This is a genomic window from Streptomyces sp. NRRL F-6676 (genome assembly GCF_000725625.1).
In the GTDB taxonomy this organism is placed as follows: Bacteria; Actinomycetota; Actinomycetes; order Streptomycetales; family Streptomycetaceae; genus Streptomyces.
In genome coordinates this window covers 109,060-134,701 of record NZ_JOHS01000003.1, presented here as the reverse complement: position 1 = coordinate 134,701, position 25,642 = coordinate 109,060, and the positions used below count along the sequence as shown (strand labels likewise).

23 protein-coding genes are annotated in these 25,642 nt (G+C 71.6%); 10 read left to right on the top strand and 13 right to left on the bottom strand.

What is annotated here, in order from left to right; all coding sequences use genetic code 11:
- The first annotated feature begins 98 nt into the window (after positions 1–98).
- Positions 99–791 carry a cytidylyl-2-hydroxypropylphosphonate hydrolase gene (locus IO29_RS03985; protein ID WP_030378827.1) on the top strand — a complete coding sequence of 231 codons (693 nt, stop codon included), beginning with the start codon at positions 99–101 and terminating at the stop codon, positions 789–791.
- A 464-nt stretch (positions 792–1,255) separates the two neighbouring features.
- Positions 1,256–3,388 (top strand): SpoIIE family protein phosphatase, encoded by a 2,133-nt coding sequence (locus IO29_RS03980; RefSeq protein WP_030378828.1) that lies wholly within the window; start codon positions 1,256–1,258, stop codon positions 3,386–3,388.
- Between the two features lie 144 nt (positions 3,389–3,532).
- Here the strand turns inward: IO29_RS03980 and IO29_RS03975 are convergent, their stop codons facing one another.
- Positions 3,533–5,995 (bottom strand): transglycosylase domain-containing protein, encoded by a 2,463-nt coding sequence (locus tag IO29_RS03975; protein WP_030993907.1) that lies wholly within the window; start codon positions 5,993–5,995, stop codon positions 3,533–3,535.
- Positions 5,996–6,252: 257 nt separating this feature from the next.
- On the opposite strand from IO29_RS03975, the gene IO29_RS03970 reads away from it, so the two are divergent.
- The 5 genes from IO29_RS03970 to IO29_RS03950 all read left to right on the top strand — a co-directional run bounded on the left by IO29_RS03970 (position 6,253) and on the right by IO29_RS03950 (position 11,388).
- Positions 6,253–7,245 carry an SPFH domain-containing protein gene (locus tag IO29_RS03970; RefSeq protein ID WP_030378830.1) on the top strand — a complete coding sequence of 331 codons (993 nt, stop codon included), beginning with the start codon at positions 6,253–6,255 and terminating at the stop codon, positions 7,243–7,245.
- A 35-nt stretch (positions 7,246–7,280) separates the two neighbouring features.
- Complete coding sequence (locus tag IO29_RS39245; RefSeq protein ID WP_030378831.1) at positions 7,281–7,565, top strand: type II toxin-antitoxin system antitoxin; 285 nt, start codon at positions 7,281–7,283, stop codon at positions 7,563–7,565.
- Positions 7,566–7,817: 252 nt separating this feature from the next.
- Positions 7,818–8,342 (top strand): PadR family transcriptional regulator, encoded by a 525-nt coding sequence (locus tag IO29_RS03960; protein ID WP_030378832.1) that lies wholly within the window; start codon positions 7,818–7,820, stop codon positions 8,340–8,342.
- A complete protein-coding gene (locus IO29_RS03955) occupies positions 8,339–9,028 on the top strand; it encodes an ABC transporter ATP-binding protein (RefSeq protein ID WP_030378833.1) in 690 nt (229 codons plus the stop codon). Before IO29_RS03960 ends, IO29_RS03955 begins: the two co-directional genes overlap by 4 nt.
- Positions 9,025–11,388 (top strand): ABC transporter permease, encoded by a 2,364-nt coding sequence (locus IO29_RS03950; protein ID WP_030378834.1) that lies wholly within the window; start codon positions 9,025–9,027, stop codon positions 11,386–11,388. The genes IO29_RS03955 and IO29_RS03950 overlap by 4 nt, the downstream gene beginning before the upstream one ends.
- 15 nt (positions 11,389–11,403) lie before the next feature.
- Here the strand turns inward: IO29_RS03950 and IO29_RS03945 are convergent, their stop codons facing one another.
- Positions 11,404–12,372, bottom strand: coding sequence for a LysR substrate-binding domain-containing protein (locus IO29_RS03945; RefSeq protein ID WP_051707588.1), 969 nt, complete (start codon positions 12,370–12,372; stop codon positions 11,404–11,406).
- A gap of 159 nt (positions 12,373–12,531) precedes the next feature.
- Here IO29_RS03945 and IO29_RS03940 point away from each other — a divergent pair, with 159 nt between their 5' ends.
- Together IO29_RS03940 and IO29_RS03935 are read left to right on the top strand one after the other, a co-directional pair.
- A complete protein-coding gene (locus tag IO29_RS03940) occupies positions 12,532–13,086 on the top strand; it encodes a peroxiredoxin (protein ID WP_030378836.1) in 555 nt (184 codons plus the stop codon).
- A gap of 4 nt (positions 13,087–13,090) precedes the next feature.
- A complete protein-coding gene (locus IO29_RS03935) occupies positions 13,091–13,624 on the top strand; it encodes an alkyl hydroperoxide reductase (protein ID WP_030378837.1) in 534 nt (177 codons plus the stop codon).
- Between the two features lie 171 nt (positions 13,625–13,795).
- Here IO29_RS03935 and IO29_RS03930 read toward each other — a convergent pair whose 3' ends face one another.
- The 4 genes from IO29_RS03930 to IO29_RS03915 form a co-directional block, all read right to left on the bottom strand.
- Positions 13,796–15,415 (bottom strand): AI-2E family transporter, encoded by a 1,620-nt coding sequence (locus tag IO29_RS03930; protein ID WP_030378838.1) that lies wholly within the window; start codon positions 15,413–15,415, stop codon positions 13,796–13,798.
- A 142-nt stretch (positions 15,416–15,557) separates the two neighbouring features.
- The gene (locus tag IO29_RS03925; protein WP_030378839.1) at positions 15,558–16,256 is read right to left on the bottom strand and encodes an aggregation-promoting factor C-terminal-like domain-containing protein; all 699 of its coding nucleotides are present in this window, start codon (positions 16,254–16,256) and stop codon (positions 15,558–15,560) included.
- Positions 16,257–16,743: 487 nt separating this feature from the next.
- Positions 16,744–18,069 (bottom strand): RNA 5'-3' helicase PhoH2, encoded by a 1,326-nt coding sequence (locus tag IO29_RS03920; protein ID WP_030378840.1) that lies wholly within the window; start codon positions 18,067–18,069, stop codon positions 16,744–16,746.
- A 413-nt stretch (positions 18,070–18,482) separates the two neighbouring features.
- Positions 18,483–19,256 carry an isoprenyl transferase gene (locus IO29_RS03915; protein WP_030378841.1) on the bottom strand — a complete coding sequence of 258 codons (774 nt, stop codon included), beginning with the start codon at positions 19,254–19,256 and terminating at the stop codon, positions 18,483–18,485.
- A gap of 649 nt (positions 19,257–19,905) precedes the next feature.
- Here IO29_RS03915 and IO29_RS03910 point away from each other — a divergent pair.
- Positions 19,906–20,268, top strand: coding sequence for a DUF192 domain-containing protein (locus IO29_RS03910; protein WP_030378842.1), 363 nt, complete (start codon positions 19,906–19,908; stop codon positions 20,266–20,268).
- A gap of 381 nt (positions 20,269–20,649) precedes the next feature.
- Here the strand turns inward: IO29_RS03910 and IO29_RS03905 are convergent, their stop codons facing one another.
- The 7 genes from IO29_RS03905 to IO29_RS03875 form a co-directional block, all read right to left on the bottom strand.
- A complete protein-coding gene (locus tag IO29_RS03905; protein ID WP_030378843.1) occupies positions 20,650–21,420 on the bottom strand; it encodes a class I SAM-dependent methyltransferase in 771 nt (256 codons plus the stop codon).
- Between the two features lie 55 nt (positions 21,421–21,475).
- A complete protein-coding gene (locus IO29_RS03900; protein ID WP_420705369.1) occupies positions 21,476–22,072 on the bottom strand; it encodes an OmpA family protein in 597 nt (198 codons plus the stop codon).
- A 48-nt stretch (positions 22,073–22,120) separates the two neighbouring features.
- Entirely contained in the window at positions 22,121–22,714 is a 594-nt protein-coding gene (locus IO29_RS03895) for a hypothetical protein (protein WP_030378845.1), read from the bottom strand.
- A 15-nt stretch (positions 22,715–22,729) separates the two neighbouring features.
- Positions 22,730–23,302, bottom strand: coding sequence for a pilus assembly protein TadG-related protein (locus tag IO29_RS03890; protein ID WP_078618189.1), 573 nt, complete (start codon positions 23,300–23,302; stop codon positions 22,730–22,732).
- 29 nt (positions 23,303–23,331) lie between these two features.
- Complete coding sequence (locus IO29_RS03885; protein WP_030378847.1) at positions 23,332–23,532, bottom strand: hypothetical protein; 201 nt, start codon at positions 23,530–23,532, stop codon at positions 23,332–23,334.
- A 105-nt stretch (positions 23,533–23,637) separates the two neighbouring features.
- A complete protein-coding gene (locus IO29_RS03880) occupies positions 23,638–24,372 on the bottom strand; it encodes a response regulator transcription factor (RefSeq protein ID WP_030378848.1) in 735 nt (244 codons plus the stop codon).
- Complete coding sequence (locus tag IO29_RS03875) at positions 24,365–25,642, bottom strand: sensor histidine kinase (protein ID WP_030993903.1); 1,278 nt, start codon at positions 25,640–25,642, stop codon at positions 24,365–24,367. The genes IO29_RS03880 and IO29_RS03875 overlap by 8 nt, the downstream gene beginning before the upstream one ends.

Sequence of the window (25,642 nt, the reverse complement as noted above, 5' to 3'; positions counted from 1 at the left end):
GGCGGGTGCGGGTGCGTTGTGGCTCGGTCGCGCCCACGCGGCGGAGCCGCAGATTGACACAGCCCCGCGCCCCTGAGGGGCGCGCCTACTATTTCCGCATGGCAGAGGACGGAGCCGTGAGGCAGACGGAACGGGGTGCCGGGGTGCCCCGGTGGGAGAGCGGGACGCCCATCCTGTGGCGGTACCGCGAGAACGCCGGGCCCCGTGTCCACATCGCCCGGCCCGTCACGGTCGTGCGGGACGACGAGGAACTGCTCGCCGTCTGGCTGGCGGCCGGCACCGAGTGCGTCAGGCCGGCCCTCGCGGACGGCCGGCCCGTTCATCTGGAGCCCCTGGCCACCCGGTACACCACGCCCCGCACCACCCACCGCGGCCGCTGGTTCGGCACCGGTGTGCTCAAGCTGGCCCGTCCCGGCGAACCCTGGTCGGTGTGGCTGTTCTGGGAGCCGGGCTGGCGGTTCAAGAACTGGTACGTCAATCTGGAGGAGCCGCTGACCCGCTGGTCCGGCGGGGTGGACTCCGAGGACCACTTCCTGGACCTGTGCGTCTACCCGGACCGCAGCTGGGGCTGGCGCGACGAGGACGAGTTCGCCCAAGCCCTGCGGGACGGTCTGCTGGACGCGGCGGACGCCGACCGGGTGCGGGAGGCCGGCCGGGCGGCCCTCGAGGTGGTGCGGGCGTGGGGCGCACCGTTCGCGGACGGCTGGGAGCACTGGCGCCCGGACCCCGCCTGGCCCGTCCCGGCGCTGCCGGACGACTGGGACCGTACGCCCGCCCCGGCGGCGCGGTGAGGACGGCCCGCACGGGCCCGCACACCGGCGCGCAGGCCGCGCCCGAACCCGTGTGTCCGTACCCGCACACCGGCGCGCAGGCCGCGCCCGAACCCGTGTGTCCGTACCCGCACACCGGCGCGCACGTCGCGCCCGGGACCGCATGTCCTTGCGCGCGGGCGCATGAGACCCTTGTTGCGCCCCCGAGGCGCAACCGTAGGATCGTCCTCCGCAGGGGCGCACCACGGCAACTCGCGCGGCGGGCGCCGGGCCTGACCATACGTCACCGAGGGGCGGCAGGACGTGAGCGAGGGGTACGAGGAAGATGCCGGCGGGAGCGTCGGCCGGTCGTACGGTGGTGTGGCGAGAACGGCCCCTGAGCACGCGGGAACCCTGTTCCGCGAGCCGGTGTCGCGGGTATCCGGAATTCTGCGGCACGAACTGCACGCGCGGCGCTCAGCCCCTGACGGACGGATTCGACACGCGTGACGGAGCAGCCCACATCCCATGAGCGGCCCCAGCCGGGAGCCGCCCCCGCGCCCCAGCCGGGCGCCGGCCCCGCGGACCCCCGCGGGGCGCTTCCGCGTGTCCCCGCCTCCCCCGCCGCGCCCGGCCCGTTCGGCGAGGCCGACCCCCTCGCCGGAGCACCCGGGACGCCAGTGACTCCCGTACCGGCTTCGCAGGCCTCGGCCGGCGGCCAGGGCGGCCCGTCCCGGCCGTCCGGCACGCCGCTGCCGGTCGACGACGGCCCCGAGCACTCCCAGCCGGCCGCCGAGGAGCCCGGACCGCACCGTCCGCGCCCCACACCTGACTCCATCCCCGTACAGCCCGGCGGCGACCAGGCGCGCACCCCCGCCACGCCCGGCGGCCTGGAGCGCCGCACGGGGCAGACGGCGCCGCCGCACGGCCCGATGCCGATGCGCCGGGACGGCGACCGGCTGCGCTTCGTCGGCGCCGCGACCCGCCGGATCGCCCGCGGCATCGACCTCGACGAGATCGTCATGGGGCTGTGCCGGGCCACCGTGCCGACGTTCTCCGACGCGATCCTCGTCTACCTCCGCGACCCGCTGCCCGTCGGCGACGAGCGGCCCACCGGACCGCTGCTGCTGCGGCTGCGCCGCACCGACCGCATCCCGCAGCAGCGGGACGTGGAGGACGGCATCCTGCCGGTGCCCGCACCGGAGTCCTCCGGGCTGGCGACGCTCACCAACGACCTGTGCGAGGTGCGCCCCGGCGGCGCGCTCGCCGAGGTGCTGCGCGGGGTGCGGCCGGTCTTCGCCGACGCCCCCGGCGCCGCCGACGCGCTGCCCGAACTCCTCGGCGACGACCTCCCCGTCCCGCCCGGGCAGCACGCGATCCTCGCCCCGCTGCGCGGCCGCCGCCGGGTGATCGGCGCGGCCCTGTTCCTGCGCCGCCCCGAGCGCCCCGCGTTCGAGGCGGACGACCTGCTGGTCGCCGCGCAGCTCGCCACGCACAGCGCGCTCGGCATCGACAAGGCGGTCCTCTACGGCCGCGAGGCCTACATCGCCGACGAGCTCCAGCGCACGATGCTCCCCGAGCACCTGCCGCGCTGCACCGGCGTACGGCTGGCCTCGCGCTATCTGCCGGCCGCGGAGACCGCGCGGGTCGGCGGCGACTGGTACGACGCGATCCCGCTGCCCGGCAGCCGGGTCGCCCTCGTCGTCGGCGACGTCATGGGCCACTCCATGACCTCAGCGGCGATCATGGGCCAGCTGCGCACCACCGCGCAGACCCTCGCCGGGCTCGACCTGCCGCCGCAGGAGGTGCTGCACCACCTCGACGAGCAGGCCCAGCGGCTCGGCACCGACCGCATGGCGACGTGCCTCTACGCGGTCTACGACCCGGTCGCGCACCGCATCACCGTCGCCAACGCCGGGCATCCGCCGCCGGTGCTGCTGCATCTGGGCGGCCGGGCGGAGGTGCTGCGGGTGCCCGCGGGCGCCCCGATCGGCGTGGGCGGCGTCGACTTCGAGGCCGTCGAGCTGGACGCGCCCGCCGGGGCGACGCTGCTGCTCTACACCGACGGCCTTGTGGAGTCCCGGCTGCGGGACGTGTGGACCGGCATCGAGCAGCTGCGCGAGAAGCTCGCGACGACCGCGCAGCTCACCGGCGTCGACCATCCGCCGCCGCTGGAGGCGCTGTGCGACGAGGTGCTCGACATGCTCGGCCCGGGCGACCGGGACGACGACATCGCGCTGCTCGCCGCCCGGTTCGACGGGATCGCGCCGAGCGATGTCGCGTACTGGTTCCTGGAGCCCGAGGACTCCGCGCCGGGCCGCGCCCGGCGGCTGGCCCGGCGGGCGCTGTCCCGGTGGGGGCTGGAGGACATGACCGACTCGGTGGAGCTGCTGGTCAGCGAGGTCGTCACCAACGCGGTGCGGTACGCGTCGCGGCCGATCACCTTGCGGTTGCTGCGGACGGATGTGCTGCGGTGCGAGGTGGGGGACGACGTGCCGCAGTTGCCGAGGCTGCGGCAGGCGCGGGCGACGGACGAAGGGGGGCGGGGCTTGTACCTCGTCAACCGGTTGGCGCGGAGGTGGGGGGCGACGCGGCTCAGCACGGGGAAGGTCGTCTGGTTCGAGCTGAACCGGGGGTGACCCCCCGGCGGGGGTGCGCCTTGATTGGTTTCGCCCCCGCCGCCCCTGCCCTTCCCCGTCCCCGGGGGCAAGCCCCCGGACCCCCAAAAGATGCGCAGTTCCCCGCGCCCCTTGAAAGCGGTGCGCTGGGGAACTGCGTTTTTCTTACTCTCTGTTCTGGCCCAGCAGGTTGTCCGGGCCGCCCTCGTCGTCCCCCTCGTCGTCGCCTCCGCCTCCGTTGGACGCCGTGTTGCTGGGGCTCGCGGGGGGTGACGTGGTGGCGGGGGGCTTGGAGGTCTCCTCGTCGCCGCCTGCCGGAGGGCTCGTGGTCGTGTCCGGGGACTCCGACTCCGGGGGCTCGCTCGACGCCGTGTTGGACGGGGTGTTGGACGGCGAGTTGCTCATCGTCGGCGAGCTCGTCTTCTCGACCGCCGCGCCCTCCTTGGTGTCCAGGTCGAACTTGGTGACGTCGCCCATCGCGTCGAACGTGTACGTCGCCCAGATCTGCGCGGGATAGCCACCGCCGTTGACACGCGGCAGGCCGCCCGCGCCGTACATCGCCACCTGGCTGTGGTTCTTGGCGCTCTCGCCGAACAGGCCGACGGAGGTCACCAGTCCGGGCGTGTAGCCGGTGAACCAGGCCGACTTGTTGTTGTCGGACGTACCCGTCTTGCCCGCCACCTGCTGGCCGTCGCGCTTGGGGTTGTCGCGGACCGAGGTGCGGGCCGTACCGTCGTCGACCACGCCGGTCAGGACCGAGGTCACCGTGTCGGCGGCCACCTTGCTGATGACCTGGTCGCCGATCGGGTCCGGCAGCTCGACCACCTGGTCCTTGTGCTCCACGGACTTCAGGATCGACGGGGTGACCTTCTTGCCGTGGTTGTCGAGGGTCGCGTAGACGCCGGCCATCTCCAGCGGGCTCGCGCCCATCGAGCCGAGGGTCTGGGCGGGGACCGCCTTCAGGCCGTCGGTGTCCATGCCCAGATCACCGGCGGTCTTCAGCACGTTGTCCATGCCGACGTCGACACCCATCTGCGCGAAGACCGAGTTGACGGACTGGTTCATCGCCGTCTGCACGGTGATGTCGCCGTAGTCGTGGTCGTCCTCGTTCTCCGGGGCGAAGCCGATCGCGCTGCCCACGACCGGCCGTTTGCTGGTGCCGTCGTAGATCGTGGTGGAGTTGATGTCCTTGCCGTCCTGGGTCTTCGCGCCCCGGTCCAGGGCCGCGGCCAGGATCACGGGCTTGAAGGTGGAGGCGGGCTGGTAGTCCCTGCGCGTCGCGTTGTTGGTGAAGTGCTTGACGTAGTCGATGCCGCCGTACAGCGCGAGGACCTTGCCGGTCTTCGGGTCGACGGACACCGCGCCGGCCTGCACGTCGGCGTCGACCTTGCGCTTCTTCTTGGCGAGCTTGCTGGTGAGCTGGGACTTGACCGCCTTCTCCAGCTTGGCCTGCTTCTTGCTGTCGATGTTCAGGGTGATGGTCCAGCCCTGGTTCTCGACCTTCGCCGCCGCCTCGGACTGGGTGAGGTTCTGCTCCTTCATGAGCTGCTTCTCGAGCTGCGCGTTGGCGAGGTTCACCAGATAGCCGGTCTGGCCCTCCATGCCGGGGGCGGCCTTGGGGTCCTTCGGCGTCGGGAACGTCATCGCGTCGCGCTTGCCCTTGTCCAGCCAGCCCTCCTCGACCATGTTGTCGAGGACGTAGTTCCAGCGGGCCTTGACCAGCTTCTTGCCGGTGTCGGTGGCGACCGCCCAGTCGTACTGGCTCGGCGCCTGGAGCAGCGCGGCGAGGTAGGCGCCCTGCTGGACGTTGAGGTCCTTGGCGTCGACGCGGTAGTACGCCTGCGCGGCGGCCTGGATGCCGTACGCCCCGCGGCCGTAGTAACTGGTGTTGATGTAGCCGGCGAGGATGTAGTCCTTGGACTTCTCCCGGTCCAGCTTCAGCGAGATGACCAGTTCCTTGAGCTTGCGGGTGACCGTCTGGTCCTGCGTCAGGTAGTAGTTCTTGACGTACTGCTGGGTGATGGTCGAACCACCCTGCGCGCCCCTGCCGCGGACGGTGTTGAGCAGACCGCGTGCGGTGCCCTTGAAGTCGACGCCGTTGTCGTCGTAGAAGCTCTTGTTCTCGGCGGCGACGAACGTCTTCTGGACCGGCTTCGGGATGTCCGAGAGGTCCACTTCCTCGCGGTTGACGTCGCCCTTGCGGGTGAGCATCTTGCCGTCGCTGTACTTGTAGATGTTGCTCTGGAGCTGGGCGGCGGCGTTGCCCTCGGGGATCTGGATCATCATGTACATCACGACGAACGCGCCGATGCCGAGCAGGCAGACGCCGAGGAACGTGCCGAGGACCTTCTTCCAGGTGAAGAGGCGGCGTATGCGGCCCTTCCCTGCGTTCTTGGCGGTCTTGGCGGCCCGGCCGCCCTTGCCCCGGCCCTTGGCCGCCCGGCGGGCCGCCGCGCGGCCGCCCACCGGGGCGTCCGCCGCGGAGCCCGCCTCCGAGCCCGCTGCCGAACCCGACGCCGAACCCGCCGTGGACGGCGACGAGGCCTCGCGGCCCTGCGCCGAGCGGTTGGGGGGAGCCGCGCGGCGGCCGCCGCGCTGCCGCGCTCGTCTCTCTTCCGCTCGTCCCATGAGTAGATCCGCTCCGCTTCGCTCTCGTCGGTCACACAGGTTCGTCGCACAGGTCAGCTCCGAAAGCTAACACCGCACGATGTGACACCGGGCCGTCAAATACGGTCCTTCCGCCTCTAATCGGACGTGACAATCAGCACCCGTCCGAAGAAACCGACGGCGGGCGCGGGTGAAGGGTTGCCCGGACGGGTAAAGTGTTATCACTTAGCTAGCAGGCATGTGCTCATGCGCACACGCTCTGAACGGGGGCCGATCCCATGTCCGCAGACGACCCGTCCACACCTGAACCGCCCACCTCCGGCGCGCCCGGCGCGCCCGGTGCACCTGGTGCCGTCGGCGCGCCCGACGTTCCCGAGATGCCCGCGCCCCGGGTGCGGGAGTTCCCGGCGCACAGCATCGGCGGCGGGCTCGCGCTGCTGCTCGGCCTGGTGGGACTGCTGGTCGCCGTCGCCCTGTTCGCGACCGCCGCCGCCCTCAGCTCGGCCGGCGCCAAGGCCGTCCTCATCGTCCTCGGCCTCGTCGTCGCCCTCTCGGCGGTCATCGCCATGCGCGGGCTCAACATGGTGGCGCCCGGCGAGGCCCGGGTCGTCCAGCTCTTCGGGCGGTACCGGGGGACGATCCGGGACGACGGGCTGCGCTGGGTCAACCCCTTCACCTCGCGCCGCAAGATCTCCACCCGCGTGCGCAACCACGAGACGGCCGTCCTGAAGGTCAACGACGCCTACGGCAACCCGATCGAGCTGGCCGCGGTCGTGGTCTGGAAGGTCCGCGACACCGCCCAGGCCTCCTTCGAGGTGGACAACTACGTGGAGTTCGTCGCCACGCAGACCGAGGCCGCCGTCCGCCACATCGCCATCGAGTACCCCTACGACGCCCACGACGAGGGCGGGCTCTCGCTGCGCGGCAACGCCGAGGAGATCACCGAGAAGCTCGCCGTCGAGCTGCACGCGCGCGTGGAGGCGGCCGGCGTCCAGATCGTCGAGTCCCGCTTCACCCACCTCGCGTACGCCCCCGAGATCGCCTCCGCGATGCTCCAGCGGCAGCAGGCGGGCGCGGTCGTGGCGGCCCGGCGGCAGATCGTGGACGGGGCGGTCGGCATGGTCGAGGCGGCGCTCGCCCGGATCGCCGAGCAGGACATCGTGGAGCTGGACGAGGAGCGGAAGGCGGCGATGGTGTCGAACCTGCTGGTGGTGCTGTGCGGGGACCGGGCACCGCAGCCGGTGCTGAACACGGGGTCGCTGTACCAGTGAGCGCGTCCCGGGGGGACGCGGAGCGTCCTGAGCGGGTGCCGGGGCAGCCGGAGGCGGCCGCGCCGGCACCCGCTCGCGCGTCCGGCTCCGCGTCCGCGAAGCAGCGGAAGCAGGTTCTGCTCCGGCTGGATCCGCTGGTGTACGAGGCGCTGGCGCGGTGGGCGGGGGATGAGCTGCGCTCTGCCAACGCGCAGATCGAGTTCCTGTTGCGCAGGGCGTTGGGGGAGGCGGGGCGGTTGCCTCGGGGGGCCGCGCCGATTCGGCGCCGGGGGCGGCCTGCGGGTGGGGGCTCCCTGGAACCTGGCGGTTCCGAGGAGTAGCCCCCCTTCCGCTGCGCGGCGCCTGAGAGCTCGGGGCCTTGGCTTCTTGGGCGGCTGCGGGTCCGTTGTGGCTTGTCGCGCAGTTCCCCGCGCCCCTAAGAAGTGGCCCCTTGCCGGTAAGTAACCCCAGCCCGGAAAGCGCCGTCACGAGACTGTGACAATGCGGGCCCACCTGCGGCTTCGCTTCCTCCACCATGATCTACACACTGTGTGTATACCCCGTGGGTATACCCCGTGTGTACAGTGCTCCGCATGTCCATCGGTCACACGTTGCTCGGCCTCCTGGAGTCCGGGCCCCGCCATGGTTACGACCTCAAGCGGGCCTTTGACGAGAAGTTCGGTCATGACCGGCCGCTCCACTACGGCCAGGTCTACTCGACGATGTCCCGGCTGCTGAAGAACGGGCTCGTCGAAGTCGACGGCATCGAGGCGGGCGGCGGTCCCGAGCGCAAGCGGTACGCCATCACCGAGGCCGGGATCACCGACGTACAGCGGTGGCTGGCGTCGCCGGAGAAGCCCGAGCCGTACCTCCAGTCGGTGCTGTACACCAAGGTCGTCCTCGCGCTGCTCACGCACCGGAACGCGGCCGACGTCCTGGACACCCAGCGCTCCGAGCACCTGCGGATGATGCGGATCCTCACCGACCGCAAGCGCCACGGCGACCTCGCCGACCAGCTCATCTGCGACCACGCCCTCTTCCATCTCGAGGCCGATCTGCGGTGGCTGGAACTGACCGCCGCACGCCTCGACAAACTCGCCCAGGCGGTGTCCCCATGACCCCTCCCCCCGGCTCCCTGCTCGCGGCCGAGGAGCTGCGCAAGGCGTACGGCCCCACGATGGCCCTGGACGGCGCCGAGTTCTCGATCCATCCCGGCGAGGTCGTCGCCGTCATGGGTCCCTCCGGCTCCGGCAAGTCGACGCTGCTGCACTGCCTGGCCGGCATCGTGCCCCCCGACTCCGGTTCGATCCAGTACAACGGGCGCGAGCTCGCCACGATGAGCGACGCCCAGCGCAGCGCGCTGCGCCGCTCGGAGTTCGGCTTCGTCTTCCAGTTCGGGCAGTTGGTGCCGGAGCTGACCTGCGTGGAGAACGTCGCGCTGCCGCTGCGGCTGAACGGCACCTCCCGCAAGGAGGCCGAGCGGACGGCGCTCGGCTGGATGGAACGGCTCGAGGTCGACGACCTGGGCAGGAAGCGTCCCGGCGAGGTCTCCGGCGGTCAGGGCCAGCGGGTCGCGGTGGCCCGCGCGCTGGTGACCGGGCCGCGTGTGCTCTTCGCCGACGAGCCGACCGGCGCCCTGGACTCGCTCAACGGCGAGCGGGTGATGGAGCTGCTCACCGAGGCGGCCAGGTCCACCAACGCCGCCGTGGTGCTGGTGACGCACGAGGCGCGGGTCGCGGCCTACTCCGACCGCGAGATCGTCGTACGGGACGGCAAGTCGCGGGACATGGAGCGGGTCGTATGAGCGCGCGCACCTGGGCCCGCGACCTGTCGATGGGCGCACGGTTCGCCGTCACCGGCGGCCGCGAGGGCTGGACGCGGACCCTGCTCACGGCGGTCGGTGTCGGGCTCGGGGTGGGGCTGCTGCTGCTCACCACCGCGGTGCCCAACGTGCTCGGCGCACGGCACGACCGCGACGACGCCCGGTACGACTTCTCGTTCGTGGCGGCCAAGAAGATCCCGCCCGGCGACGACACCCTGGTCTCGGCACACGTCGACACCAGCTTCCGCGACGCCGACGTCCGCGGGCGGCTGCTCCAGCCCGAGGGCCCCGAGGCACCGCTGCCGCCGGGGGTGGGGGCGTTCCCGAAGGCCGGCGAGATGGTCGTCTCCCCCGCGCTGAAGAAGCTGCTGGCCTCGGACGACGGTGCGCTGCTGCGTGACCGGCTGCCGTACCGCACGGTCGGCACGATCGGCGAGTCCGGGCTCGTCGGCCCGGCCGAACTCGCCTACTACGCCTACTCCGACGACCTCGCGCAGCGCGTCGGCGCCGACGGGAGCGTGGGCCGGATCGACCGCTTCGGCGAGGTCGCGGAAGCCCAGGCCGACGACGGCATGCCCCCGATCCTGCTGCTGCTCATCCTGGTCATCCTCGTGGTGCTGCTGATGCCGGTCGCCGTGTTCATCGCGGCGGCGGTGCGGTTCGGCGGCGAGCGGCGCGACCGGCGGCTCGCGGCGCTGCGGCTGGTCGGCTCCGACGGCGGCATGACCCGCCGGATCGCGGCCGGCGAGGCGCTGGCCGGGGCCGCGCTCGGGCTGGTGTTCGGCACCGGGTTCTTCCTGCTCGGCCGGGAACTCGTGGGCTCGATCGAACTGTTCGGCATCAGCGTGTTCCCGAGCTTCCTCACGCCCTCGCCGCTGCTCGCCGTGCTGGTCGCGCTCGCGGTGCCGGCGGCGGCGGTCCTGGTCACCCTGTTCGCGCTGCGGGGCGTCGTCATCGAACCGCTCGGCGTGGTGCGCACGGCGAAGCCGGCCCGGCGCCGGCTGTGGTGGCGGCTGCTGCTGCCGGTGGCCGGTCTGGCGATGCTCTACCCGATGATCGGCAAGGGCAACGACAACGGCGACTTCAACCAGTACCTCGTCGTCGGCGGCGTCCTGTTGCTGCTGATCGGCGTGACGGCGCTGCTGCCGTGGGTCGTGGAGGCGGTGGTCGGGCGGCTGGACTCGGGCGGGGTGGCCTGGCAGCTGGCCGTGCGGCGGTTGCAGTTGAGCAGCGGGACGGCGGCCCGCATGGTCAACGGGATCGCGGTCGCGGTGGCCGGGGCGATCGCTCTCCAGATGCTGTTCACGGGCGTCCAGGACGACTTCACCAAGAGCACCGGCAAGGACCCCATGCGCGCGCAGATGGAGGTCGACCTGAACAACGCGAGCAAGGTCGACACCTTCGGCGGCAAGGTCCAGGAGCGGTTCCAGCGGACCAAGGGCGTGACGGCGGCCGTGGCGCTGTCCGTCGGCTCCCTGGGCGATCGGCGCACGGACCCCGAGCGCGATACCGACATCACCGTCGGCTCGTGCGCCTCCCTGCGCGAGATCGCCGTGCTCCCCTCCTGTCACGACGGTGACGTCTTCACCCTGCCGTCCACGTCGAACCCCAGCGCCGGCATCGCGGACGACTGGCCGACGCCCGGCCACACGGTGTACGTCGACCCGTCCAGCAGCGGTGTGGAGCGGGGCGCCGAGGTGGCCTGGAAGGTCCCCAACAAGCTGCCGGTGGTGAAGCAGCGCCACGACGCGCTCCAGAACACCGTCTGGGGCCTGCTGGTCACCCCCTCGGCCGCGCCCGCCAAGGCGCTGCCCTCGCTCTCCGGCCGGGTGTACGTCCGGCTGGACCACTCGGTGCCGGACGCCGTCGACCACGTACGGACCACGGCCGCCCAGGTGGACCCGTTCGCCGACGCCTGGACCTGGCAGTCGACGGAGACCAGCGACCAGTACGAGGCCATCCGCACCGGCCTGTTCGTCGGCGCGACCTGCGTCCTGGCGCTGATCGGGGCGAGCCTGCTGGTGTCGCAGCTGGAGCAGTTGCGGGAGCGCAAGCGGCTGCTGTCGGCCCTTGTCGCCTTCGGCACGCGGCGCCGGACGCTGACGCTGTCGATGCTGTGGCAGGCGGCGATCCCCGTCGCCCTCGGCCTGGTGCTGGCCTCGGCGGTCGGGCTGACGCTGGGCGCGGTGCTGCTGAAGATGTCCTCGGTTCCGATACGGGTGGACTGGGGCAGCGTGGTGTCGATGACGGGCGTCGGGGCGGGGGTCGTCCTCGCGGTGACGGTACTGAGCCTGCCGGCGCTGCTCCGCCTGATGCGGCCGGAGGGCCTGCGGACGGAGTAGGGCCCCGGCCGGTGTTCAGCCGCCCACCACCCGCACCGGCAACGGCCGCAGCGCTTCCCGAAGCGCTGCGGCCAGCTCCGTGTACTCCGCGGCCCGCGCCGCCCCCGCCCGCATCGCCAACGCCACCCGCCGCGTCGGCGCCGGCTCGGCGAAGTACCCCGTGAGAAGGCTGCCGTTGCGGCTGGTCTCCACCGTGAGCGCCGTGCGCGGCAGCAGCGTGACGCCCAGCCCCCCGGCGACGAGCTGGACGAGCGTCGCGAGCCCCGCGGCCGTCGTCGTGACCGGGGCGTCCGCGCGCCCCGCCTCCCGGCAGATGTCGAGCGCCTGGTCGCGCAGACAGTGCCCCTCGTCCAGGAGCAGCAGGTTGAGCTCGCGCAGCGCCGCGCGGGGTATGCCCTCGCGGCCGCCGAGCGAGTGGCCCAGCGGGGTGACGAGCACGAAGTCCTCGTCGTAGAGCGGGAGTTCGGTGACTCCGGGGACGCCGAGGGGCACCGCGAGCAGCAGCAGGTCGAGGCGGCCGGTGGCCAGGCCGTCGAGCAGGCCGGCGGTCTGCTCCTCGTGCACCTGGAGGTCGAGGTCGGGGTAGCGCTCGTGGACGAGGCCGAGGACCGTGGGCAGCAGATAGGGCGCGACCGTCGGGATGACGCCCAGCCGCAGCGCCCCGGTGAACGGCGCCCGCACCGCCTCGGCCTCCTCCAGGAGCGCGCCGACCTCCGCCAGCACCGCCTTGGCCCGTACGGCCAGCCGCTCACCGGCGGGCGAGAGCAGCACCTTGCGCGTCGTACGCTCGACGAGCGTCACGCCGAGGATCTCCTCCAGGGCGGAGACGGCACCGGAGAGCGCCGGCTGGCTCATGCCGATCGCGGCGGCGGCGTCCCGGAAGTGCAGATGCTCCGCGACGGCGGCGAACGCGCGGAGTTGGGACAGGCTCGGCTGCCGGCGCCCGCGGGCCTTCGCTCCGGCCACGCCCGCGATCCCTGCCATGGCCACGCTTCTCACCCTTGGTCACTGATAGACGACACCGATCAACACGACCGAGTGTAGCTATTTCCCGAATCAATGCACCGTGTGCCACGATCATCAGCGTCCAACCCATGAGAAGCGCCGGATGAACGGGGCGTTTCTTACGTGCAAGGAGAGCGTGTGCTCACTGTCGGTGACAAGTTCCCCGAGTTCGAACTGACCGCCTGTGTCTCCCTGGAGAAGGGCAAGGAGTTCGAGCAGATCAACCACAAGACCTACGAGGGCAAGTGGAAGATCGTCTTCGCTTGGCCCAAGGACTTCACCTTCGTGTGCCCGACCGAGATCGCCGCGTTCGGCAAGCTGAACGACGAGTTCGCCGACCGTGACGCGCAGATCCTCGGCTTCTCCGGCGACTCCGAGTTCGTCCACCACGCCTGGCGCAAGGACCACCCGGACCTGACCGACCTGCCGTTCCCGATGATGGCCGACTCCAAGCACGAGCTGATGCGCGCGCTCGGCATCGAGGGCGAGGACGGCTTCGCGCAGCGCGCGGTGTTCGTCGTGGACCAGAACAACGAGATCCAGTTCACGATGGTGACCGCCGGGTCCGTGGGCCGTAACCCCAAGGAGGTCCTGCGGGTCCTCGACGCGTTGCAGACCGACGAGCTGTGCCCGTGCAACTGGAAGCAGGGCGACGAGACGCTCGACCCGGTCGCGCTGCTGGCGGGTGAGTGACCCCGTGTCCCTCGACGCGCTGAAGTCCGCCATACCGGACTACGCCAAGGACCTGAAGCTGAACCTCGGTTCGGTGATCGGCAACTCCGACCTGCCGGTGCAGCAGCTGTGGGGCACGGTGCTGGCGACCGCGATCGCCTCGCGGTCCCCGATCGTGCTGCGCGAGCTGGAGCCGGAGGCGAAGGCGAACCTGTCGCCGGAGGCGTACACCGCGGCGAAGTCCGCGGCGGCGGTGATGGCGATGAACAACGTGTTCTACCGGACGCGGCATCTGCTGTCCGACCACGAGTACGGCACCCTGCGGGCCGGGCTGCGGATGAACGTCATCGGCAACCCCGGGGTCGACAAGGTCGACTTCGAGCTGTGGTCGTTCGCGGTGTCGGCGATCAACGGCTGCGGGATGTGCCTGGACTCGCACGAGCAGGTGCTCCGCAAGGCGGGGGTCGAACGCGAGGTGATCCAGGAGGCGTTCAAGATCGCGGCGGTCGTGGAGGCGGTCGGCGTGACGCTGGACGCGGAGGCGGTACTGGCGCGGTAACCCGCGCGACGGTTCGGCAGACGCGCGGTTCCCCGCGCCCCTGACAGGGGCGCGGGGAACCGCGCGTCTTTTGGGGGTCCGGGGGCGGAGCCCCCGGGGACGGTGAGGGTCCCCCCTGCTCGAGCGAAGCCGAGAGCTTGGGGAAGGGTAGGGGCGGCGGGGGCGAGAGGACTACTGGTCGGCCGACGGCTTCGGGGCGGGGTCGTCGGGGGCCTCGCCCTCGCTGTACGCCCGGAGGTACCCCACCACCGTGTTGGTCACCGCGACCAGCGGCACCGCCACCACCGCACCCCCGATCCCGGCCACCATCCCGCCCGCGGCCACCGACAGCACCACCGCCAGCGGATGCACCCGCACCGCCCGCCCCAGAATGAACGGTTGCAGGATGTGGCCCTCGATCTGCTGCACCAACAGCACCACCGCCAGCGTCATCACCGCCGCGAACACACCCTGCGTCACCAGCGCCACCACCACCGCCAGCGCCCCCGACACCACCGCGCCCACCAGCGGGATGAACGCGAACAGGAAGATGAACACGGCCAGCGGCACGGCCATCGGCACGTCGAGGAAGTAGATTCCGAGCCCGATGAAGATGGCGTCGATCAGCGCCACGATCACCGTCCCGCGCACATACGCCGTCAGCGTGCGCCACGCCTGCGGCCCCGCGCCCGCGACCCCCGGCCGCGCCGCCGCCGGGACCAGCTTGAGCGTCCACTCCCAGATGCGCCGGCCGTCGTAGAGCAGGAACAGGGTGGAGAAGACGGTCAGCAGGATGCCGGTGAGGGCCTCCACGATGACGGTGACCCCCTCCAGACCCGCCGACGTGATCTGGTCGGTGTTGGCGCCGATCGCCTCCCGCAGGTTCTTCGCGATCGCGTTGATCTGCTTGTCCGTCACATGGAACGGACTGTGCAGCAGCCACCGGCGCAGATCGTCGATGCCGTCCTGGACCTGGTCGGAGAGGTTGTCGATGTTCTCCATCACCTGCCAGGTGACGAACCATCCGATGAGCCCCATGACGACGAAGCCGAGGATCGCGGTGAGCGCCGTCGCCAGCCCGCGCGGTACCCCGTGCCGTCTCAGCCGGGCCACCGTGGGCTGAAGTATGGCCGTGACGAGCAGCGCGGCCACGAAGGCCAGCACGACGAGCTGTACGGCGCTGATGACCCGCATCAGCACCCACACCGTGCCGGCCAGCACGAGCAGCCGCCAGCCGGCCTCGGCGGCGACCCGCACGCCCCACGGCACGGCCTGCGCCGGGTCGGGCCGCCGCGGACGTACGACGACGGGGGCGAGCGCGGTGGAGCCGACGGCCGCACCCTCGGCGGGGCCTCCGTCCGCGGCCGTGCCGGGCGCCGGATCCCCGGCCTCCGCCTCGGCGTCCCACCGGGTGTCGGACGGACCCGGCCCGTCCGGCCCGTCCGGTGTGTTCACCGGTACGGCGTCGGAAGGATCAGAAGGGTGGGAAGGATCGGAAGGCTTGGAAGGCTTGGAGGGATCGGAAGCCGAGGACGCCGGCGGGGAAGCACCCGCCCCGGCGGGTCCGTCGGCCGGCCGGCGGGCGTCACCGCCCGTACCGGCGGGCGTGTTCTCGGCCCCGTCGGACGCCGCGTCAGCGGACGTCGCGTCGGTGGCGGGGCCGGGCGGGCGGCCCGGTCGGCGCCGCGGATCGGACGGCGCGCCCGGCGCGCCCTGTTCGCGTTCGACCTCGGCGCGGCGCGCGTCGAGCCGTTCGCCCAGCTCGGTCAGCCGGGCCCCGGCCCGCCCGAGCCACTCAGGCACTCGTGACATGATCCGTCCTCTTCCCCCGCTCTTCCCCACCACTCCCCCCGAAGCTGTCGGATCAGACGCTACAGGGCAACAGCCCCTCCCCCTAGGACGGGGAGGGGCTGCGCGGGGTTGAGCAGGGCGCCGGCGGACGCGGCGGTACGGGTCAGTAGTTCCCGTTCGCCTGCCAGTACGACCAGGCGTCGCACGGGCTGCCGTAGCGCTGGTTCATGTAGTTCAGGCCCCACTTGATCTGGGTGGCCGGGTTGGTGCGCCAGTCGGCACCGGCGGAGGCCATCTTGCCCGCGGGCAGGGCCTGGACGAGGCCGTACGCGCCCGAGGACGGGTTGGTGGCCTGGTAGTTCCAGGTGGACTCGTGGTTCACGATGTTGCTGAAGCACTGGAACTGGCCGCTCGGCACGATCTGCCGGGCGATCGCCTGGACCTGCGCGACCGTGTACGAGCTCTGGACGGCGAAGGTGGAGGCGTCGCGGGTGGCGCTGCGGCTGGCCGCGTCCTTCTTCGCCTGCGCCCGCGCCTTGGCGTCCTTCGCCGCCTTGTCGGCCGCCGCCTTCTTGGCGACCGCGGACTTGGCGGCCGCCTTGCGCGCGGCCGCCTCGGCGTCCTTCCGGGCGCTGGTGTCCGCGGCGATGGCCTGGGCGTCGGCCTGCTGCGCGAGGGACGCGGTCTGCACCTGGGCCTGGGTGCCCACGGGGATGTCCGACAGAAGCGTCGCGTCGGCTGCGGTCGCCTCGGCGTCGTTGTTCTGGGCAACGCTGCCCGAGGCAACGCCGACGACGCTACCGACGGCGGTGACCGCGGTGGCCGAGGCCACTGCGAATCCCCGGACCGAGATCCGGCTCACACGGTTTCCTTCCAGCATCGCCCGCTTCGGTGACCCTGGCGGACGCGATCGTGCCCCTTGACGCTGGCCTCCCAACTGCGGGGTCACGGGAGGCACGGGCCCGGTGGGAACTCCCGCGACGGGAGTGCCATGTGGTGCTCGGGCGGCATACGACGGCTCTATGGAGTTGGTACTGACTCTGATGCGCCGAACCGCTGGGGGTACGGCTGTGTCGTATGCGGGGCCTGACAGAACCGAGACTCTGCCGTAACCCGACACCGGGAATCAATTCGGAGTTGCGTGTGAAAGCTCACACCCGGCCGGCCCCAAGGGAATCACAGGAAACCGCACACAACGGGGCGCCGCCCGGCTAGGCTCTTTCGCCTTGCTGCCGGACGGCGCCAACTGCCGTTCATATGCGTTGAGTTGGGTTTTCTGCGGTGTGTTGTGGCGAGCCACGACGTGTCGTGGCGGATCGCGACGTGTCGTGGCGAATCGCGACCGGCCGTTAGATGTGTCCGTCTTCCAGCATTTCGGTCACCAGTGCGGCGATCTGCGAGCGTTCGGACCGGTTCAGCGTCACATGGGCGAAGAGCGGGTGCCCCTTCAGCTTCTCCACGACCGCCACCACGCCGTCGTAACGGCCCACCCGCAGGTTGTCCCGCTGCGCCACGTCGTGGGTGAGGACCACCCGCGAGTTGGCGCCGATCCGGGACAGCACCGTCAGCAGGACGTTCCGCTCCAGGGACTGGGCCTCGTCGACGATCACGAACGCGTCGTGCAGCGAGCGGCCGCGGATGTGCGTCAGCGGCAGCACCTCCAGCATCCCGCGGGCGGTGACCTCCTCGATGACCTCGCGGGACGTCACGGCCGACAGGGTGTCGAAGACCGCCTGCGCCCAGGGGCTCATCTTCTCGGCCTCGCTGCCCGGCAGATAGCCGAGCTCCTGCCCGCCCACCGCGTACAGCGGCCGGAAGACCATCACCTTCTGGTGCTGACGGCGCTCCAGCACCGCCTCCAGACCGGCGCACAGCGCCAGCGCCGACTTGCCGGTGCCGGCCCGGCCGCCCATCGACACGATCCCGACGTCCGGGTCGAGCAGCAGATCGAGGGCGACGCGCTGCTCGGCGCTGCGGCCCTTGATGCCGAACGCCTCCCGGTCCCCGCGCACCAGCCGGACGTTGCCCTCGGCGGTGACCCGGCCGAGCGCCCTGCCGCGCTCCGACTGGATCGTCAGCCCCGTGTGCACGGGCAGGTCGGCCGCCTCCGGGACGTAGACATGGCCTTCCTCGAAGAGGACGTCCACCTGTTCGCCCGGCAGGGTCAGTTCGGACATCCCCGTCCAGCCGGAGGCGTCCGTGATGGCCAGCTCCGCGCGGTACTCCTCGGCGAGCAGGCCCACCGAGGACGCCTTGATCCGCAGCGGGAGGTCCTTCGACACGACGGTGACGTCGAACCCCTCGGCCTGCAAATTGCGGGCGACCGCGAGGATGCGGGAGTCGTTGTCCCCCAGGCGGTAGCCGCTGGGCAGCACGCTGGGGTCCGAGTGGTTGAGCTCGACCCTGATCGTGCCGCCCAGTTCCCCGATCGGGATGGGGGCGTCGAGGCGTCCGTACCGCACCCGGTAGTCGTCCAGCAGGCGCAGGGCCTGCCGGGCGAAGTAGCCGAGCTCGGGATGGTGCCGCTTGGCCTCCAGCTCCGTGACCACCACGATGGGGAGCACTACCTCGTGCTCCTCGAAGCGGGTCAGGGCGTTCGGGTCGGCCAGCAGGACGCTGGTGTCGAGAACGTAGGTGCGCCGGTCGGACTTGCGGCGCTGTGTGCTGGTCACCACGGAAGGACGTACCCCCTCGGAAGAGGTCGGGGAGCGACGGAGAGGAGCTGGACCGGTCGACGGCCGCGATGCACGCATCGCGAGGACCGGCGACCGGCCCTCCGCGTCTGCGTCCGTGCTGTGACCGCACGGTCGGGCTGGTGCAAAGGGCCTCCCGGGCGGACGGCCCCGTGCCGTCCGCTGAGATCCGACACCCGTGGTTCGGGTGTCGACCTGTTTGGCTTATTCCCTCTTCGGCGCGCGGCCATGCCATGGGTTGCGGGGGCGGGCCGGTGAACTCCTGGTGACGTGGGGCTCAGGAGGCCTTGAGGCCGGGGCCCCTTGAGGCGGGGCTTTGAGGCCGGGGCCTTGAGGTGCGGTCAGCGGGTTCGGTACTCCCGGGGGGGGGTGGGCCTGGGGAGACGGCGGGGGCGTCAGCCGCCGTAGCGGCGGTGGCGGGCCGCGTAGTCGCGCAGGGCGCGGAGGAAGTCGACCTTGCGGAAGGCGGGCCAGAACACGTCGCAGAAGTAGTACTCCGAGTGGGCGGTCTGCCAGAGCATGAAGCCGGACAGCCGCTGCTCGCCGCTGGTGCGGATGACCAGGTCGGGGTCGGGCTGGTCGCTGGTGTAGAGGTGCCGGCCGATCATGTCGATGTCGACGGACTCGGCGAGCTCCTCCATCGTCGTGCCCTTGTCCTGGGCGTCGTGCAGCATGGACCGGACGGCGTCGGCGATCTCCTGGCGGCCGCCGTAGCCGATGGCGACGTTGACCACTATCCCCTTGACCTGCGCGGTGGCCTCCTCGGCCTCCTTCAGCACGGTCTGCATTCCCGACGGAAGCAGGTCGAGGGCGCCGACGTGGTGCACGCGCCAGCGGCCGTCGGCGGCGAGGGAGCGGGCGACGTCCTCGATGATCCCGAAGAGCGGGACGAGTTCTTCCTGCGGGCGGTCGAAGTTGTCCGTGGAGAACAGCCAGAGCGTGACGACCTCGACATCCGTCTCGCTGCACCAGCCGAGGAACTCCTCGATCTTGTCGGCGCCCGCGCGGTGGCCCTGTGCGGTGGTGGAGCCGGCCGCCTTCGCCCAGCGCCGGTTGCCGTCCATGATCACGCCGATGTGCTTGGGCACCTGGGCGTGGTCGAGGTGGCCCTCCACCCTGCGTGCGTAGACCCTGACCAGCAGGCGGCGCAGGTTGTCGCGCAGGTTCACGAGATTGTCAGCCCCTCCGTGTGGATCGGGATCCGTGCGGCCGTGGCGGCCTTCTCCGTGCGGCCGTGGCGGCGCTGGGCGCAGCCGTGGCTGCGGGCAGCCGTCTGCGGGCAGCCGTGGCGGCGCCGGCCGTCCGAATGGCGGTCCCGGGGGGCGAAGCCTACCGCTGTGGGCCGGGTGGGCCCGGCCCAGGGGAAGCGGGGTGGGGGTGAGTGGGCGGCGCGTGGGGGTGGTGTGGCGGAGGGGGAAGCCGGGAGGGATCCTCCGTGCGTTCACCCGCCCGGGGTACGTCGGAACACGCCGGTGACTCGACACCCACCCTCCGACATGCGTACGTAAAACCTGTGAACGTGTCTACTGAGGGGTCGGCACGCCTTCGAATCCAACGCGATTCGGCCATTCGGGCCGACTGAACGAGTGTCTTCGTGGTCAGCGCGTCGCGGTTGGGCGACTGCGGAGAGTAGTTTTTTGGCGCTGATGCACGCAGCACCCCTCACGAAGGGTTATGGTGGAACTCCCCCCCTCGGGCCGGTCCGTTTCCCCCCCACGGACCGGCCCGTTCTCTTTTCCGTGATGCCGGGCCGCCGGCGGCTCTGCCGCCTGCGGCCCGCGCTACGTTGCGGGGATGGGTTCGGGTTCCGGTGCGGGGATGGGTTCGGGGTCGGGTGCGGCGTCGTTCGTGGTGGTTACTGGTGCCGATTCCTGTCGGGTGCCGCTCGAGATCGCCGCGTCGCGGCGGGAGCGCCAGCGGGGACTGCTCGGGCGGGACGGGGTCGAGGGCGCGCTGCTGCTGAGTCCGGCGAGCGCGGTGCACACGGTGGGGATGCGGTTCGCCGTGGATGTGGCGTACCTGGACCGCGGGATGCGGGTGCGTGCGGTGCGGACGATGCGGCCGGGGCGGGTGGGGTTGCCGCGGCCGTGGGTGCGGCATGTGTTGGAGGCGGAGGCCGGGGCGTTGGCGGGGTGGGGGGTGCGGCCCGGGGTGACGATCGTGGTGGTGCGGGGTGGGTGAGCGGGGGTTCGCGGTGTGGTGAGCGGGGGTTCGCGGTGGGTGCCGCGCAGCCCCCTCCACTGCGCGGGACCCACCCGCCCGCGCAGCAGTCGCTTTGCTGGCGCGAATTACCTTGGTCCGAACTTACGGGACGGGGTGCGGTGGGGGCGAGCGTGGGGCGGTAACGATGTGGACAACGGTGAGGCGGGATGAGGTCCGGGTCGGGGCGCGTCGGCCCTCGTGGTGGGGCGGGGCCGGGCCGGTGCATCCGCCCGTTGCCGCCTGACATGGCCGTATCCGGGCAGGGCGAGGTCTTCCAGGCCGGACGTACGCAACGGGCATGCGATGCACCGACCCGGCCCCTCCCGTCCGCGGGCGGCTCTCCCGCCGTGCGACGTCCGTTCAGATGTTCGGCTTGTGGGCCTCGATCAGGAAGCGGCTGCTGTGGGCCACGAACGGGCCCTCCGCGGTGATGCGGTCGTGCAGGGTGCGGAGGCGGGGAAGGTGGTCGGCCGTGGTGAAGCCGGGCACGATCCAGACGACCTTGCGGAGGAAGTGGACGACGGCGGCGATGTCGTGGAACTCCATGTGCAGGCGTGCGGTACGGAGGTCGACGACGTCGAGTCCGGCCGCGTGGGCGGCGGCGCGGGCCTGTTCGGGGTCGCGTGCGCGGCGGGCCTGGTCGGGGAGGGGGCCGAGGAAGTGTTCCGCCAGTTCGAAGACGCTCTCCTGTCCGACCTGCTGGGAGTAGTACGTGCCGCCGGGGCGCAGTACGCGGGCGAGCTCGTCCCAGTGGGTGGCTACTGGATGCCTGCTCGTGACGAGGTCGAAGGCGTCGTTGGCGAAGGGCAGTGGTGCGTCTTCCGGGGACGACACCACCGCGACGCCACGGGGGCGGAGGAGTGCGGTGGCCTTGGCCACGTTGGGCGGCCACCCCTCGGTGGCGACGGTGAGGATGGGCAGTGCCGGGGCGGAGTTCAGCACTTCGCCGCCACCGGTCTGGACGTCGAGGGCGGCGGTCGCCCGAGCGAGGCGCCGGGCCATCCCCCGCGCGTACCCCCAGGCGGGCCGCGCCTCGGTGGCCCGCCCTTCGAACCAGGAGAAGTCCCACCCGTCGACGGGCACGGCGTCGCCCTCGGCGATCAGTTCCTCGAAGGTGGGGGCGTCGTTCATGGAGGGTGATGGTGTCAGTGGGAAGTGGGGGTGGGCGACTGGTTTTCTTCCCCGGCTACGACACCGTGCCGGGGTCGTCCGACGTCGAGTCGCTGCGGGGGAAGGACACCTCCACTCGGCGGTTCTTGCGGCGGCCCTGTTCGGACGTGTTGTCGGCGATCGGGTAGTCCTCGCTGTAGCCGCGTACCTCGAAGGTGACGTCGCCGTCGAGGTGGGAGGCCAGTTCGTCGTGGACGGCCTCCGCGCGGCGTTTGGAGAGGACCAGGCCGTGGGCGTACGAGCCGAGGTTGTCGGTGAAACCGAAGACGCGGACGGCCTGCGCGTTCTGCTTCTTGATCTCGGTGGCGATCGCGTCGATCCGGGAGCGGGCCTCGGGGTTCAGCTTCGGGCTGTCCTTGGGGAACAGCACCTCCGCCTGGAGCGCGAAGGTGACGTTCTCGTTGGTGTCCTCGCGTCGCTCCTCGCCGCCGAGGTCCTCCACGACGGACTTGATGTCCAGCACCTTGGCGGCGGCCAGCGTGGCTCCGTCGGCGAGCTTGAGGCCCGGGCTGTTCGGGTCGACCGTGGGGGGCGGGGAGGTGGTGACGGTACCGGGCGGCCGGCTCGGATCACCGCCGTCCGCGAGGGCGGGCGTCGGTGCGGAGAGGGCCAGTGCGGTGAGGAGGGCGACTGTCGTACCGCTCAGGACGGTGGCCACGGGTCACCCCTCGGAGATCTCGATGGAGGCGGGGGGCATGGAGCCCACCTGGAAGTCGACCTTCGTGGTGTCCTCGGGTGGGGCGGGGAATTGGGCAAACCAGGTCGAGGTCTCTCCCTGCCGTACGCCGCCGGTGAACTGCGTGCACAAGCAACGCCCCGAGGTGTCCCGCAGGATGAGGTACTTCTTCTTGCCCTGTGGATCGATCAAGGTGGCGCCTGCGATGGATGCCCCGTTCTTGGCCAGCTCTCGCTCGTCTCCTCGCCAACTTGCCGCGATCCATGTGTTGTCCGTGTTGTTGGTGACCGTACCCTCGACGGTCACGAACCCGCCGTCGTCACGTTTCGCGGACGTGACCGCAAGGGTGATCCCGTTTTCGCCCTTCACTTCGGCGAGGACCGAGTCCGAGGACTCCTGCGTCTCCTCACCACCGCCTCCGCTTTCCTTGCTCTTGGCCGGAACCGACGACGATGTCGCTCCCTTGTCGGAGTCGCTGTCCCCTCCCCCACCGCAGCCGGCCACCGTGAGGAGCAGCCCAGCCGTGATCGCCACCGCGCTCAGCGCCCTGCGGCCCTTCCTGGTGTGCCGGTACGTCATCGGTACGCGTTCCTTTCACTCGGCCAGATGTACGGAGAACAGCACGGACGCGTCCGGGAGGTCGTCCGGTTCGAAATCGGTGGGATCGATGTTCACCGTCTGGCCGTCGCAGTCCAGTTCCACGGGTTTCTTGGGGTCGGCGTCGAGAGCGAAGTCGCACCGCGGCTGGATGACCGCCACGGCGTGGGCGCGGGCGTGCTGTCCCTCGGTGCCGGGGATGATCGAGTCGCCCACGGTGTAGTTCGTCTGTACGGCCACCTCGAAGCCGGGGTAGCCGTCGCGCATGACCGGCTGGGCTCCGCCCTGGACGGTCGAGTCGTTCTGGGCCGCCAGTTCCTGTGCGGCGGCGCCGGCCCCCGCGTCGTTCGGCAGATCGCCGTCCAGCCAGTCGAGCCAGCCCTCGTCCGTGCCTATGTCGGCTCCCAGCCGGTGCATCAGCTCGTCACGGGCGTCCTGCGCGGCTGCCAGCGCGGCGGCGTCCGCGGCGGACTGGGCTCCGTTACGTGCGGACGCCGCCTGGGCGAAGACGAAGAAGACGAGAGCTGCGAGGAGCAAAATCGCCGTCAACCAGATGTAGAGCGGAAGGATCTGCCCTCGGTCGCTCCGCGCCGCAGCCGTCAGCCGCCGATGACGTCCTGGACGGCGTTCAAGATCGCGGTCGAGATGAGACCATCCAGGCCCAGGCTGTCGATCAGCGTGAAAATCCCCGCAATGATGATCATCAGGCCCGCATACTCCACGAACCCCGCCCCCGCGTCCCGCCCTGCCCCCCGCATGCGGGAGACAACCGTCTTCCTCCAGCTGGTGAAGCGGCTCATCACCCCTGCCCTCCCGTACCGTGGCACAGCCGACGTCGACACCGTACGTGAGAAGGCGTCTACTTTGAGTGGGTCCGGGGGCCCAACTTCCGTAGGGGCGTGGGGTCATGCCGGCCATCCCTGGTGGGCCGTGCCGAGCCAGTGGGCGATCGCTTCGCTGCGGGAGGCGCTGTGCAGTTTCGCGAAGATGCGGTTGATGTGGTTCTTCACCGTCTTCTCGCTGATGAAGCAGGCGGCGGCGATCTGGCGGTTGTTCATGCCGGACGCGATGAGATCCATGACCTCCACCTCCCGTGAGCTCAGCCCGAAGTCCCGGTGGTCGGGCGGGCGGCGGCCGGAAGCGGTCGCCCGGGCGAAGCGTGCCTTCGACGACTGTGCCACGGGCGGTTGCAGCTGCGAAGGGAAATCGCTCGGTTCGGGAGGGGGCGGGGGTGAAGACCGGACAGGGGGGCCGGAACCCCGGCCCGTCGCCCCCGCCGTCCTCACCGCGTCGATCAGTTCCGGGGTCGTGAACCCGCCGTGGACCAGGTAGCCGCTCGCGCCCCGACGGGCGGCCTCCCGCATGACCTCGGGTTCCGTGCTGTACGTGACCATCAGGACCGGGGCCAGCCGGGCCAGCTCCGGCAGGGCCGTGAGGCCGTCGGTGCCCGGCATGCGGGCGTCCAGGAGGACGACGTCCGGGCGGTGACGGGCGGCGAGGGTCAGGGCTTGGGCGCCGTCGGGGGCCGCCGCGACGACCTCGATGCCGGGGTGTGCGTCGAGCAGTGCGGTCAGGCCCGCCCGGACGACCGGGTTGTCGTCGGCCACCAGTACCCGTAGGGGTCGTGCCTGGTCAGGCATGTGCGGCCTCCTTCTGTGGGGCGAAGGGCGCGGGGGCGCGGAGCTCGACTCTCGTGCCGCCCTGGGGCAGGCGGGTGAGGTCGAGTTCGCCGCCCAGCGCCTGGGCGCGTTCCGCCATGCCCAGCAGGCCGAAGTGGCCGGAATGCGTCAGGTCGGACAGGGAGCGCTCCGGGTGCGGGATGCCGGTGCCGTCGTCCTCGATGCGGAGGAGGAGGCCGCCGGGTGCGGATGTCCCCAGGGTCAGGTGTACGTGGGTGGCGTGGGCGTGGCGGCGGACGTTCTCCAGGGCCTCGGAGGTGAGGGCCAGGAGGTGGTGGATCGCGGACGGGGGGAGAGGCGGGTGTGCGGTGAGGTCCAGGGTGGTGCGGAGGGAGGTGCGGGTCGTGAAGTCCGTCGCGTACGACCTCAGTTCCGCTGCCAGGTCCGTCGGTGCGTGCGTGTCCGTGCGGGCGCGCAGGTCCGTCAGGACGTGGCGGGATTCCGTGGCGGCCCGGCGGGCGGCGGCGGCCACCAGGGCTGCCTGGTGTTTCAGGGTTCCCGGGTCGGCCCGGTCCGCCGACGTCGCCAGGGCCTCTGCCGTGAAGGCCAGGCCGTGCAGGGTCTTCGCCACCGAGTCGTGCATCTCGCGGGCCAGGCGGACGCGTTCGGAGGCGACCGCCTCCGCGACGGCGAGGCGGGCGTTGACCTCGGCCAGGGCCTGGCCGGCCGCGCCGAAGCGGAACACCAGGTTGCGCAGGGTCACGCCGATGATGCCGGCGGCGACGCAGAAGCCGGCGAGGAGCGCGGTGTTGGCGCCGGCGCCGGGGTGGTGGGACCAGGCGCGGAAGACGGTGACGAGGACGATCAGTTGCAGCCCGGTGAAGACGCCGGTGCCGCGCCGGCCGTAGAGGAGGCCGGAGAGCAGGGGGGTGCACACGGTGGCGTAGGCCAGGGGGGAGGCCGGGGAGGCGGTGAGGAGGAGGGTGGCCACGAAGAGGAGGTCCAGGGCCATGAGGCTCGGGTGGGCGAGGACCCGGGGGCCGAAGCGGTGCCAGTCGCGGAGCATGGCGTACGAGGCGGTGCTGCCGAGGACCCCGGCGGCGAGGGCCGCGTAGCGGGGGGCGCCGGTGGTGGTGTGGGCGAGAGCGAAGGGCGTGCCGACGAGCAGGGCGGCCAGGCGGACGGCGAAGGTCTGGCGGCACAGGGTTTGCAGGGCGCCCAGTTGGAGGCGGAGGGTGGGCGGGGCGGGGGCGTCGTCCTCCAGGTAGCCCCTGGTGTGCGGCGTGGTCAT